The sequence below is a fragment of the Streptomyces thermocarboxydovorans genome (assembly GCF_039524635.1).
GTDB classification, from domain to species: Bacteria; Actinomycetota; Actinomycetes; order Streptomycetales; family Streptomycetaceae; genus Streptomyces; species Streptomyces thermocarboxydovorans.
Genome location: NZ_BAAAGU010000028.1, coordinates 1 through 12,538, shown reverse-complemented (window position 1 = coordinate 12,538; position 12,538 = coordinate 1). Strand labels below are relative to the sequence as shown.

Below are 12,538 nucleotides of genomic sequence, written 5' to 3'. Positions count from 1 at the left end.
GGGCCTCCGGCACTCGGTGACGGTCGCGGACGATCGGGCCGTGGCCCTGGCTGCCGCTGGTCTGTCGCGGCGCGTCCGGGAGAGGCTGGCTGGTCAGGGCGGGCGGTGCAGAAGCCGGGTGCCGTGGTGATCCGGCCTCTCGTGCTCCTTGCCTGTACGGGTGGTACCTGAACCCGTGGTGTGCGGCGATGCCGCAGACGCACGGCTGGCGGGCAACGCAGGCTGGCGGCACAGGCGATGGCCGGACCGGTGAGCGGGCAGGCGTCATCATCGGCTACAGCACGATGCCAAGGGGGTGTTCGAGGAGCGTTTTGAGGTCGGCGAGGAAGGCGGCGGCGGTGGCGCCGTCCAGGACGCGGTGGTCGATGGACAGGGTCAGCGCCATGGTGGTGCCGACGGCGAGTTCGCCGTTGCGGATGACGGGCTGGGGTTGTGCGGCGCCGACGGCGAGGATCGCGGCCTGGGGCGGGTTGATGACGGCGGTGAAGTGGTCGACGCCGTAGGTGCCCAGGTTGCTGATGGTGAAGGTGCCGCCGCTGAGGTCCTGCAAGGCCAGGCGGCCGGCGCGGGCGTTGTCGGCCAGGGCGTGGGCCTCGCGGGCGATCTGGGTCAGGGTCTTGCGGTCTGCGTCGTGGACCACGGGGACGGTCAGTCCGTCCTCGAGGGCGACGGCGATGCCGATGTGAATGCGGCGGTGGCGCAGGATGCGGGTGCTGTCCCAGGAGGAGTTGGCCTGCGGGTGGGTGCGCAGCGTTGTCGCGCACGCTTTGACGAGCAGGTCGGTGGCGCTGATGCGGGGGCCGGGTTCACCGAGTTGCGCGTTGATGTCGGCGCGGAAGGCGAGCAGCGGTTCGGCGTCGGTGACGGTGGTCAGGTAGAAGTGCGGGGCCTGCTGAGTGCTCTGGGTCAGGCGCTGTGCGGTGAGCCGGCGGACGGTGCTCAGCGGTACTTCCTCATCGTCCTCGGCCTCCTCGGCGGGCATCGGGTGCGCCCTGGCCCGTCCGGCGGACTGTTCGGGGTCGGGTGCGGTGGGCGGCCGGATGGCGCCTGGTCGTCCGCCGTGCCGGGTGATGGCGTCGTCGACGTCTGCGCGGACGATACGCCCGCCGGGGCCGCTGCCGGTGAGGGTGGTGATGTCGATGCCGTGCTGGCGGGCCAGCGTGCGGGCCAGTGGCGAGGTGCGCACCTCGTGCTCGTCACCGCGGGCGGGTGTGGGCGGCTCCGCGGTGGCGGGGGCGGTCGGCGCGGGGCTTTCGGTCGGTCCGGTGGGCGGTGTCGGGGCAGGTGCGGCCGCCTGCCGGGCTTGCTCAGGTGCAGCCTGGTGCGGCGCGGCCTGGGATTCGGTTCCGATGACGGCGAGAGGGGTTCCGATGGGCACGGTGGTGCCTTCGGCGACGAGGATGCGGCTCAGGGGCCCTTCGTCGTATGCCTCCAGTTCCATCACGGCCTTGTCGGTTTCGATCTCGGCGATGGCATCGCCCTTGTGGACCGGGGCGCCCTCGTGGGTGAGCCATCGGCTCAGGGTGCCCTCCTCCATGGTGTCGGACAGGCGGGGCATGAGGACTTCGGGCATCGCGGCCTCCTAACCGCCTGCGGGTGTGGTCGGGCGGGCGGTGAAACCGGTGGCGTCGAGGGTTTCGTGGATCACGCGGGTCAGGGCTGCCGCGTCGGGCAGGGCGGCGGTCTCCAGCTGTTTGGCGTACGGCAGGGGGACCTCGGCGGCGGCGACGCGGCGGACGGGTGCGTCGAGGCGGTCGAAGGCGCCCTCGGCGATGGTCGCGGCGATCTCGGCGCCGATGCCGTAGCTGAGCCAGTCGTCTTCGAGGATGACAGCGCGGGTGGTCCTGCGGACCGAGGCGCACACGGTCCGCCGGTCCAAGGGGCGCAGGCTGCGCAGATCGACGACCTCGACCGAGACGCCCTCCGCTTCGAGGCGGTGGGCGACGTCCAGGGCGATCGCGGCGGCGCGCGAGTAGGCGACGACGGTGAGGTCCCGGCCGGGTTTGGCGATGTGCGCGGTGCCGATGGGCAGTGTGTGTTCGCCGCCGGGGATCTCGCCCTTGGTGTTGTACAGCGCGAGGTTCTCCAGCACGAGCACCGGGTCGTCGTCGCGGATGGCGGCGGTCAGCAGCCCTTTGGCGTCCGCAGGGGTGGCGGGGGCGACGACCTTGAGGCCGGGGACGTGGGCGTAGTAGACCTCGAGGTTCTGCGAGTGGGTGGCGGCCAGTTGCTGTCCGCCGCCTCCGGGGGTGCGGATCACCATCGGCACCGAGACCTGGCCGCCGAACATGGCGTGCATCTTGGCGGCGTGGTTCACGATCTGGTCGATGGCCAGCAGGCTGAAGTTGATGGTCATGATCTCCACGACCGGCCGCAGGCCGAGCATGGCCGCGCCGACCGCGGCGCCGAGGAAGCCCTCCTCACAGATCGGTGTGTCGCGAACCCGGCGCGGCCCGAACTCGTCCAGCAGCCCGGCGGTGATCTTGTAGGAGCCTTCGAAGACGCCGATCTCCTCACCGATCAGCAGGATGTTCTCGTCCCGCAGCATCTCCGCCCGCAGCGTGTCGTGCAGCGCCTGGCGGTAGGTGACGGCGGCCACGGCTACTCCTTCCCCGGCTGGCCGGTGAAGACCTCGGAGCCGGCCGGGCTGTCTCCGGGCAGGCCGAAGTAGGTGTTGGCGACCTCGGTGGCGTACACGTGGTCGAACAGTCTGGCGACGTCCGGGGGCGGGCTGGCGTCGGCGAAGTCGACGGCGGCGGTGACCGTCTGCTCACATTCCTCGTCGATGAGGTCCGCCGCCTCCTGGTCGAGGATGTGGTCCTCGATCAGGAGGGCCCGGAAGGCGGGCAGCGGGTCCTGCTCGCGCAGCCGCTCGGTCTCCTGCGCGGAGCGGTAGCGGGCCGGGTCGACCACGGAGTGGCCGCGCAGCCGGTGGCTGACCGCCTCCAGAAGCCGGGGCCGGTGCTCGGTGCGTGCCTGCTCCAGAGCGGTCTGCGCGGCGTCGCGGACCGCGATCACGTCGTTGCCGTCCACCCGCGCGCCGGGGATCCGGTAGGCGCAGCCGCGCCGGTACAGCGACGGTTCGCCGGAGGCGGCCTCGACCGGGGTGCCCATGCCGAGGTGGTTGTTGACGATGACGTAGACGATGGGCAGGTGCCATACGGCGGCGAGGTTGAGAGACTCGTGGAAGGCGCCGATGTTGGTGGTGCCGTCGCCCAGCAGGCACATCACCGCCTCGCTGTCCGGTCCGGGCTCGCCGCGGTGGGCGATCGCGAGAGCCGCTCCGGTCGCCGGTGGCATCTGGCCGCCGACGATCCCGTAACCGCCGAGCATCCGCAGCGCGGCGTCGAACAGGTGCATGGAGCCGCCGCGCCCGCCGGACAGGCCCGTGGCGCGGCCGAACAGTTCGGCCATCACCCTGCCGGGGTCGGCACCGCGGGCAAGCGCATACCCGTGATCGCGGTAGGTGGTGAACAGGTAGTCGGTCGGCCGCAGTGCGGCCATCAGGCCGACGACGGTGGCCTCTTCGCCAAGGTTGAGGTGGCAGTAGCCGCCGATCTTCGCCCGGGTGTACATCTCCGCGGCCCGCAGTTCGAAGTGCCGGATCAGGGCCATCTGCCGGTAGTAGACGCGCAGCGTTGCCGGATCCTCACTCGCCGGGGGTACCTGTGGGTGGGGCTCGGTGCGGTCCTGCGTCGGGTCCATGGCCGGTCTCTCCTGCTTGTCTGGGCCTGCTGTCTGCCGTGGTGCGTCAGCTGCCAGGGGGCGGTGCCTGCTGAGTGAACCCGTCCTTGCCGGCGTCGCAGATGGGACAGCGCGGTGGCGGGTGAGGGCCGCGCTCGGTCTGTCCGCAGACTTGGCAGACCCATTCGGTGGTGAGCAGCGCGATCACGTCGGACCGGCTGACGATGCCGGCCAGGCGCTGCCCGGCCAGAACCGGGACGCGTCGGATACGGCGTTCGACGAGCAGGTGGCGTACCTGCTCGACGTCGGTGTCCTCGCTGGCGGTGATGACCTCGCGGGTCATCACCTCGCGGGCGGTGGCACCCTCGCGGGCGAGCAGGTCGTACTCGCTGACCAGGCCGACCACCGCGCCGGCGGTGTCCAGGACCGGCACGGCACTGATCCGGTGCCCGCGCAACACTGCGGCGATGTCGGCCACCAGGGTGTCCTCGGCCACCGTGACCACCCGGGTGGTCATGATCTCTTTGACCTTCACCGTGCTCCTTCCCGGTGGGTGCAACGGCCGGTCCGCCCGACTGAGGTGCGGCGTTTCACCGCGGTTGAGTGACGCCGAGCACGGAGAGCGCCTCGCGGACCATCTGGTGCGTGAAGCCCCACTCGTTGTCGTACCAGCTCATGATCTTGACCAGGGTGCCGTCCACGACCCGGGTCATCGCCGCGTCGACGATCGAGGCGCGTGAGTCGCCGATGATGTCGCTGGAAACGATCGGCTCGTCCGAGACGCCGAGGATGCCGCTGTAGCGGTCGGTGGTGGCCTCCGCACGGAAGTGCTCGTTCACTTCCTCGACCGATGTCGGGCGGGCGGTGACGAGCACGATGTCGGCGATCGATCCGACCGGGATCGGGATCCGGACAGCCACGCCGTCGAAGCGGCCGGCCAGTTCCGGGAGTGCCTTGGTGGTCGCGAGCGCGGCGCCGGTGGAGGCGGGAAGCATGTTGGCGGCCCCGGCCCGGCCGCGCCGGAGGTCCTTGCTGGGCCCGTCGATGAGCTGCTGGGTGGAGGTGTAAGCATGGATGGTGGTCATCACTGCCCGCTCCACGCCGATTCTGCGGTTCATCACCTCCACCACCGGGGTGATGCAGTTGGTCGTGCAGCTCGCACAGGAGATGACCTGTTGCCCGGCCGGGGAATTGTTCACGCCATGGACGACGGTGGCCATCGTCCCGGTGCGGGCGGGCGCCGAGAGGATCACGAATCGTGCGCCCGCTGACAGGTGCCGGGACAGTTCCTCCTCGCGCCGGAACGCGCCTGTGCACTCCAGGACGAGGTCGATGCCCAGTTCGTGCCACGGCAACTCGGCCGGGTCGCGGCGGCTGTACAGCGGGACGGCGTGTCCGTCGACGACCAGCCCGTCACCGGAAGTGGTGACGGACTTCCCATAGCGTCCGTAGACGGTGTCGTGGGTGAGCAAGTAGGCCAGATTCTCGGCGGGGACCAGGTCGTTGACTGCAGCCACCTCAACGCCGTCGAGGTCGTGGAGAATCTTGAACGCGGCCCGTCCGATGCGTCCGAGCCCGTTGATCGCGATCTTCGCCATCCGGCACTTCCTTCCCATCGTCTCAGGGCAATTACGGACGAGGCCCATGATTCGTCCTATCACCCCTCCGCTCCTCGTGCAGGCGGGGCGAAGTCCCGCGTCCTTTCCCTGGGTTCCCGGATTTGCTCCGTTTGCGTGCCGGGAATGTGTGGTCGAGACTGGTCATGGTTGGTTCCGCCCGCCTTGCGGTGCAGGGCTGTGGGTTGCGCCGGAGGTGTCGACACGGGCGACCGGAGCCGGGCGCCAGGGGTGACCTGAGGTGACGGCGGGAACGGTCGGCGAGACGACCGGCATGCGAGTTGCCAGGGCGGACGGCCGAGCCGGGCCCGGACCGTGCGCCGGGACGCGTTTGGTGGGACCCGGGTCCGTGCCGATCTCCTCCCGATCCGTACCGAGGAGGCACGCTCATGTCCCTGGACAGCTTCGCCGCCCGCGGCACGCTCGACGCCGACGGCACCTCCTACTCGCTCCACCGGCTCGACGCCCTGCCCGACTCGCAACGGCTGCCCTACAGCCTGAAGGTGTTGCTGGAGAATTTGCTGCGCCATGAGGACGGCCGTACCGTCACTGCCGATCAGATTGCGGCGCTGGCAGGGTGGGATCCGGCGGCGGAACCGGTGACCGAGGTCCAGTTCACGCCCGCGCGGGTGCTCATGCAGGACTTCACCGGGGTGCCGTGCATCGTGGACCTGGTGGCGATGCGCGAGGCCATGGCTGCACTCGGCGGCGATCCGGCGCTGATCGATGCGCGGCGGCCCGTGGAGCTGGTGATCGACCACTCGGTGATCGCCGACCACTTCGGCGTTCCCGAGGCGTTCGGCCGCAACGTGGAGCTGGAGTACCGGCGTAATCGGGAGCGTTATCAGTTCCTGCGCTGGGGGCAGACCGCGCTGCGGAACCTGCGCGTCGTGCCCCCGGGTACTGGCATCTGTCACCAGGTGAACCTGGAGCACCTGGCGCGGGTGGTGTTCGCCGAGGACGGCACGGCCTTCCCCGACACTCTGGTCGGGACCGATTCCCACACGCCCATGGTCAACGGGCTCGGCGTGCTCGGTTGGGGCGTGGGAGGCATCGAGGCGGAGGCCGCGATGCTCGGCCGGCCGGTGAGCATGCTCATCCCCAAGGTCATCGGCGTCCGGCTCACCGGCGGGCTGCCCGAAGGGAGCACCGCCACGGACATGGTGCTGACCATCGCCGAGCGGCTGCGTCAGCACGGCGTGGTGGGCGCCTTTGTGGAGTTCTACGGACCTGGCGTGGCCGAGGTGCCGCTGGCCAATCGGGCCACCATCGGCAACATGAGCCCGGAGTACGGCGCGACCTGCGCGATCTTCCCGATCGACGCCGAGACCCTTTCCTACCTGCGGCTCACGGGCCGGGACCCCGGCCAGGTAGCGCTGGTGGAGGCGTACGCCAAGGAGCAGGGACTGTGGCACGATCCCGGCCACACCCCTGACTACTCGCAGACCCTCGAAGTGGACCTGTCGGCCATCGTCCCGTCGATCGCCGGGCCCAAACGGCCGCAGGACCGCATCGCCCTGGCGGACGCGTCGCGGGTCCTCACCGCTGTCCTGGACGGGGACGTGACCTGCGATGCGGCCCCGGTCGGGCTCGACCAGAGTGGCGCGGAGTCCTTCCCGGCTTCCGATCCGGTGGCCGTCACCGGCAGCCACATCGGTGACCGGCCGGGGTGCCTCGATGCGACCGGAACGGGCAAGGCCCGGCCGCCTGAGCGCGTTCCGGTGACGCTGGAGGACGGCAGCAGCTTCGAGATCGGGCACGGCGCCGTCGTGATCGCCGCGATCACCTCCTGCACCAACACCTCCAACCCCCAGGTGATGGTCGCCGCCGCGCTGCTGGCCAAGAACGCCGTCGAGCGCGGCCTGCGGTCCAAGCCCTGGGTGAAGACCAGTCTGGCGCCGGGGTCGCGGATCGTCATGGACTACTTCGAACGCGCGGGCCTGACCCGGTACTTGGACACGCTCGGCTTCGACCTGGTCGGCTACGGCTGCACCACCTGCATCGGCAACTCCGGCCCCCTGATCCCCACGGTCTCGCAGGCGGTCGCCAAGGCAGACCTCACTGTCGCCTCGGTGCTCTCCGGCAACCGCAACTTCGAAGGCCGCATCCACCCCGAGACGCAACTCAACTACCTCGCCTCACCACCGCTGGTCGTCGCCTACGCCCTGGCCGGCTCCATGGCCGTCGACCTCACCCGCGACCCCCTGGGCACCGGCGAAGACGGCCGGCCCGTCCACCTGCGCGACATCTGGCCCACCCAGGATGAAATCCAGCAGGTGATCTCCACCAGCCTGCGGCCAAGCATGTTCACCGACGGCTACGCAGACCTGTTCACCGGCGACGAGCGGTGGCGTGCCCTGCCCACTCCCGAGGGCGACCTGTTCACCTGGGATCCCGCCTCGACCTACGTGCGCAAGCCGCCCTACTTCGAGAACATGCCCCGCAGTCCGCAGCCACCGGACGACATCATCGGCGCCCGGGTGCTGGCCCTGCTCGGCGACTCGGTCACCACCGACCACATCTCCCCTGCCGGCGCCATCAAACGGGACTCACCGGCGGGCGAGTACCTGCAGGACCACGGCATCGCGCCCAGGGACTTCAATTCCTACGGTTCCCGGCGCGGCAATCACGAGGTGATGATCCGTGGCACCTTCGCCAACATCCGGCTGCGCAACCTGCTGGCTCCCGGAACCGAGGGCGGCTACACCAGGCACCTGCCCGACGGTGAGCAGACCACCATCTACCAGGCGGCGATGCGCTATGCAGCCGAGGACGTCCCCCTGCTCGTCATCGCCGGCAAGGAGTACGGCTCGGGATCTTCGCGGGACTGGGCGGCCAAGGGAACCGCACTGCTGGGCGTCAGGGCCGTCCTTGCCGAGTCGTTCGAGCGAATCCACCGCTCCAACCTGATCGGGATGGGAGTCCTGCCGCTGCAGTTCGCCCCCGGCGACAGCGCACGCTCTCTGGGCCTGACCGGTGAAGAGCAGTACACCATCCACGGCCTGGCCGAGCTGCCCCACGAGGTCACCGTCGAGGCGGAAGGGGCTGACGGCACCACACGGCTTACCGCACGCGTGCGCCTGGACACCCCAACGGAAGCCGACTACTACCGGCACGGCGGCATCCTGCCCTACGCCCTGCGCGCCCTGCTCCCCACATGACACCGCTTCTTCGATTCTCCCGGCCGGCACCGGGAGGGCGCCCGTCCTCGATGCAAACGCCTCGTCCATGCGCTACTGGAGGAGGCGCCAAAGCCTCATCCGCAGCGGGCCTGCCTCACTCGGCCTGTGTACCGGCGTCCGTCACCTCGACGGTCCCACGAACGATGACGACTGGGCACGTGGCATGCATCGCACACTGCTGACTCAAAGTCCTCGGCCGGGAAGTCTTCCGGCGCCAGGGCGAGCACCCGCAGGGGAACTCTCAGTGGCGGACGGGCCAGGAGATGGCTCGTGATCCGTTCGCAGCAGGACGTAGTTGGAGGCGACCTGGAGGGGGACCATCTGGATCGCGCCGATGTCAGCGCCGCTGGACGAGGCAATGCCGTATGCGAACGAACCGGGAGCGCCGGCCGCGCAGGAGGCACGTCTCCTGTACGAGGCGCTTGCCGGCCGCCAGGAGACGTATCCGGGCGTGAACGTGAAACACGAGGTTGTCCACGGCGGGACGCGGGAGGCGCTGATCGAGGCGAGCCGCACGGCCCAGCTGCTGGTGGTCGGTGCGCGCGGACGCGGCGGATTCACCGGACTCCTGCTCGGATCCGTGAGCCAGGCCATGCTGCATCATGCACACTGCCCAGTGGCGGTGGTCCGCAGCCCCGTCAAACGCCGTTGACCGTGCCCGATCTCTGTTCCGCACGCCGAACGCCTTGCCTGTCGTCTTCTTGGTGAGGTCATACCTCCCGAGTAACCAGGCAGGCCACGAGACCCCACCGGCGAATAGCGCGTAGCCATTGCGTCCATCGGCGCCAGGCTCTCCTTCGCCCACCCCCGTGCACCTCGATGTCGGAGGTCGGCCGCACAGCGCACGGTCATCGACGATGTCAACGGGTGCCCGTAGACCCGGTTGTCGGCGTGCCGACCAAGGGAGCAAGACAGCGACCACAGTCCCCTGCGCCTGAGCCGTCCGCCTCATGTCCGTCCTCCGGGTGACCGTGGCCTTCCTCCGCGAACTGCTCGTCGGGCCTGGGAAAGGGATACATCTGTGCCTTGAGCGTCCCGGACTCTGACCCGGGCCTACGCTCCAGGCCGTCCTGTCCGCTGTCAGGCGGCTGGACCCGACAGCGTCGTACGCTCCGTCAGACCGGAAGGCAGCAGCAGTGAAGATCAACATTGTGGGCCCCGGCAGCATGGGCCGCGCCATCGCCACTCGTGCCCTTGCCGGCGGCCATGGCGTGTGCGTGGTCCACCCCAACACCGACTCTGCCCGAGCTCTGGCAGAAGAGCTCAAGCAGCGGTTCCCGGATGGCGAGTGCGACTCGGCCGCTGCGGTGGGGCCTGCTGATGTCACCGTGCTCGCACTGTGGTACGACGCGGCACTGGAGGCTGCGAGATCCGCCGGGGCCTCCCTGACCGGGCAGGTACTTGTAGACATCTGCAACCCCATCGACGTCGCCACCATGGACTCGAGGGTGACACCCCCCGACAGCTCGGCGGCCGAGGAGATCCAGCAGATCGTCGGCACCGACGTGAAGGTCGTCAAAGCGTTCAACACCACCTTCGCCGGCCTGCTGACACCAGGAGAGGGCCATGGCTTCCCGCTCGATGTCCTGATCGCCGGAGACGACTCCGCGGCCAAGGAGAAGATCGCGGAGCTTGTACGCTCCGGCGCGATGCGCCCGTTGGACGTAGGACCCCTGCGCCGAGCTCGGGAGCTGGAGGCGATGGGTTTCCTGCACATCGCCATTCAGCAGCCACTCCAGCTGAACTGGCACAGCTCGATCAAATTCCTTCCTTGACCGATCCCAGGTGGCCGCGGCTGTTGCATCAGGTATGACAAGCACCAGCAGGAGCATCGGCGGGCGGTCGGGACGAAAGAGAGGCATCCCGGTCGAGATCGCTCAAGTCCAGGAGCTGCGAAGGAGCGACAGGTGGCGCGGTGCCAAGCCGTGCATCGCCCGCCTGGCGGCCGAGTTGGCAGGGCGGCGAAGCCAGAAGGGGCTATGGGGCCAGCCAAGTCCGCGTGGGCGGAACGCTCGCCGCCGGGCGGGGCGACTCGGCACCAGAAGCCGGCCTTCCAGGTGAACATCCGGCGAAAACGCCGCCACCGGTCCTCGCCTGGAGCTCACCGCACAGCCACACTCCCTTTGGTGCGCCCGTTCCATACCCGTGCCCGAAACCATTGAGAGGAACGCATCCCATGGTGCCACTCATGATGTTCTTGGGCGCAGTGGGCGGAGCCGCATTGCGTCTCGTCCTCGAAAAGGGACTCTTCAAAGTGTGGCCACATGAGCCCTTGCCGTGGGCCGCCTTCACGGTCAATTTCAGCGGCTGCTTAGCGTTGGGCGTCCTCTTGGGCAACGCAATCGCGCGGGACCTTCCCAGTTCGGTGTACCTGTTCCTGGGCGGAGCTATTACAACGTTCAGCATCTTCGGGCACGAGCTGCTCAGACTCGGGCAGGGTGGACTGCACGGAATGGCTGGGATGAGAGCGCTCACCGGCTGGCTGGTCGGTGCGGGGGTAGCCACCGTTGGAGTACTGGTGGGCCTGCAGGCAGCCTGAGAGCACCTCACGCGGTCACGTCGAGGGCTCGCTCGCGCTCCGACAGGCCCCTGCCCCGGACCACACCGGTGTCGACTCGCGGCAGCCGCAGCACGGATTTATCTTAGCGACACGGCGCGATAAGACATGCCGCAGGAAAGCAGGATCTGAAAGCATCCAGTTTCCACCGCCGCGCAACGGCACGGGCAGCCGCGCTCAGACGCGGCCGGACGAACGTCTGGGAGGACCACATGGCCGTCGAGATCCAGCCCTTGCTGAAGCCCTCTCGGCTCAGGCGCCGCGGAGGCTTGTGGGGCGAATGCATTGCGGAGTTTCTGGGGACCTTTGTCCTCATCTCCTTCGGTTGCGGCGTGGTCGCGATGGCGGTCGCGGCGCTGCCGGGCTCAGGGCGCACCGAGGGACCCACCACGTTCTTCCTCGGTGCCGGAGACTGGCTGCTGATCACCTGGGGATGGGCCATGGCCGTGACCTTCGGCATCTACGTGGCCGGCGGGGTCAGCGGGGCGCACATCAACCCGGCGGTGACCCTGGCCTTCGCCGTCCGCCGCAAATTCCCGTGGGTCAAGGTCGTCCCCTACTGGGTGGCCCAAGTACTTGGCGCCCTGGCCGGCGCAGCACTGGTCTACGCCGTGTACCACGACGCCATCAACACCTTCGACGACGCCATGAAAGGGCCGAAGACGGGCGGACACACGCTCGCGTCGTTCTCGATCTTCGCCACCTTCCCGGCGCCGTACTTCAACGGTGGCATCTGGGGTCCGCTGATCGACCAGGTCGTCGGCACCGCCTTCCTGGTCATGCTGGTGGTGGCGATCATCGACCTGCGCAACACGGCCGTGAAGGCGAACCTCGGGCCGCTCGTGATCGGGTTCGTCGTGGCGGCCATCGGCATGTCCTTCGGTGCGAACGCGGGCTACGCGATCAACCCGGCCCGCGACTTCGGCCCGCGCCTGCTCACCTGGATGGAGGGCTGGGGGGAACTCGCCTTCCCAGGCAGCTTGGCAGGGGCGTTCAGTGGCTACTGGTGGATCCCGATCGTCGGCCCGCTCGTCGGCGGCGTCATCGGGGTGCTGGTGTACGACCTGTTCATCGGCGACGTGCTCCACGTCCGGGCGCAGCAGGGCGAGGCACCGGAGCCAGGCCGGACGCGCCCCACCACCTCCGACGAGGAGTAATCCCGCTGGCAGGCACAATGAGCGTCAGAACGTAACCCCGTCATGGCGAGAGAGACGCACCGAGACTGCACGGCCCAGCGCCGGTCGGTGTGACGCTCCCCGTGCGCCACCGCTACTCTGATGCCGTGCCCCGATCCTGCATGTGGAGGTGGGCCGGGCGTGGTCCACCTGTGGAGGTGGGCCGGGCGTGGTCCACCGTGAAGAGCGGCACACGGGGCACGCAGTGGTCGCCTCCGCCCGACGAGCTTGAGCGCGACCTTCTGGACTAGGGTCCGTCTTCAAAGATCGCTAGATGGTGGATCATGGTGGTGTGGTACGTCGTCATGAACTCACCGACCAAGA

9 protein-coding genes and 1 pseudogene are annotated in these 12,538 nt (G+C 69.1%); 5 read left to right on the top strand and 5 right to left on the bottom strand.

The features are described from left to right. Nucleotides 1–274: 274 nt before the first annotated feature. Genes ABD198_RS14760 through gap form a run of 5 tightly spaced genes read right to left on the bottom strand, consistent with a single transcriptional unit; the run spans nt 275 to nt 5,282 of the window. A complete protein-coding gene (locus tag ABD198_RS14760; protein ID WP_344001236.1) occupies nt 275–1,573 on the bottom strand; it encodes a dihydrolipoamide acetyltransferase family protein in 1,299 nt (432 codons plus the stop codon). A 9-nt stretch (nt 1,574–1,582) separates the two neighbouring features. Then, nucleotides 1,583–2,599, bottom strand: coding sequence for an alpha-ketoacid dehydrogenase subunit beta (locus tag ABD198_RS14755; protein WP_344001234.1), 1,017 nt, complete (start codon nt 2,597–2,599; stop codon nt 1,583–1,585). Between the two features lie 2 nt (nt 2,600–2,601). Next, nucleotides 2,602–3,705, bottom strand: a complete 1,104-nt coding sequence (gene pdhA, locus ABD198_RS14750; protein ID WP_344001232.1) for a pyruvate dehydrogenase (acetyl-transferring) E1 component subunit alpha — start codon at nt 3,703–3,705, stop codon at nt 2,602–2,604. A 46-nt stretch (nt 3,706–3,751) separates the two neighbouring features. Next, nucleotides 3,752–4,219, bottom strand: a complete 468-nt coding sequence (locus ABD198_RS14745) for a CBS domain-containing protein (protein ID WP_344001230.1) — start codon at nt 4,217–4,219, stop codon at nt 3,752–3,754. Between the two features lie 55 nt (nt 4,220–4,274). After that, the gene (gene gap / locus ABD198_RS14740) at nt 4,275–5,282 is read right to left on the bottom strand and encodes a type I glyceraldehyde-3-phosphate dehydrogenase (RefSeq protein WP_344001228.1); all 1,008 of its coding nucleotides are present in this window, start codon (nt 5,280–5,282) and stop codon (nt 4,275–4,277) included. A gap of 407 nt (nt 5,283–5,689) precedes the next feature. Between gap and ABD198_RS14735 the strand changes: the two genes are divergently transcribed. The 5 genes and pseudogenes from ABD198_RS14735 to ABD198_RS14715 all read left to right on the top strand — a co-directional run bounded on the left by ABD198_RS14735 (nt 5,690) and on the right by ABD198_RS14715 (nt 12,196). Then, nucleotides 5,690–8,461: an aconitate hydratase gene (locus tag ABD198_RS14735; RefSeq protein WP_344001226.1), complete on the top strand. Its 2,772-nt coding sequence runs from the start codon at nt 5,690–5,692 to the stop codon at nt 8,459–8,461. A 337-nt stretch (nt 8,462–8,798) separates the two neighbouring features. Continuing rightward, nucleotides 8,799–9,134 (top strand): annotated as a pseudogene (locus ABD198_RS14730) (universal stress protein); the annotation flags it as partial. A 484-nt stretch (nt 9,135–9,618) separates the two neighbouring features. After that, the gene (locus tag ABD198_RS14725; RefSeq protein WP_344001224.1) at nt 9,619–10,257 is read left to right on the top strand and encodes an NADPH-dependent F420 reductase; all 639 of its coding nucleotides are present in this window, start codon (nt 9,619–9,621) and stop codon (nt 10,255–10,257) included. A gap of 401 nt (nt 10,258–10,658) precedes the next feature. Next, nucleotides 10,659–11,021, top strand: a complete 363-nt coding sequence (locus ABD198_RS14720) for a fluoride efflux transporter FluC (protein WP_344001222.1) — start codon at nt 10,659–10,661, stop codon at nt 11,019–11,021. A gap of 230 nt (nt 11,022–11,251) precedes the next feature. Further along, on the top strand, nt 11,252–12,196 hold the full coding sequence (locus ABD198_RS14715; RefSeq protein WP_344001220.1) for an MIP/aquaporin family protein: 945 nt from the start codon (nt 11,252–11,254) through the stop codon (nt 12,194–12,196). The last annotated feature ends 342 nt before the right edge of the window (nt 12,197–12,538 follow it).

What these genes read in the sequence shown, in the direction of transcription:
- pdhA (WP_344001232.1), bottom strand. Translation starts at nt 3,705, where the DNA reads ATGGACCCGACGCAGGACCGCACCGAGCCCCACCCACAGGTACCCCCG.
- ABD198_RS14760 (WP_344001236.1), bottom strand. Translation starts at nt 1,573, where the DNA reads ATGCCCGAAGTCCTCATGCCCCGCCTGTCCGACACCATGGAGGAGGGC.
- gap (WP_344001228.1), bottom strand. Translation starts at nt 5,282, where the DNA reads ATGGCGAAGATCGCGATCAACGGGCTCGGACGCATCGGACGGGCCGCG.
- ABD198_RS14720 (WP_344001222.1), top strand. Translation starts at nt 10,659, where the DNA reads ATGGTGCCACTCATGATGTTCTTGGGCGCAGTGGGCGGAGCCGCATTG.
- ABD198_RS14715 (WP_344001220.1), top strand. Translation starts at nt 11,252, where the DNA reads ATGGCCGTCGAGATCCAGCCCTTGCTGAAGCCCTCTCGGCTCAGGCGC.
- ABD198_RS14735 (WP_344001226.1), top strand. Translation starts at nt 5,690, where the DNA reads ATGTCCCTGGACAGCTTCGCCGCCCGCGGCACGCTCGACGCCGACGGC.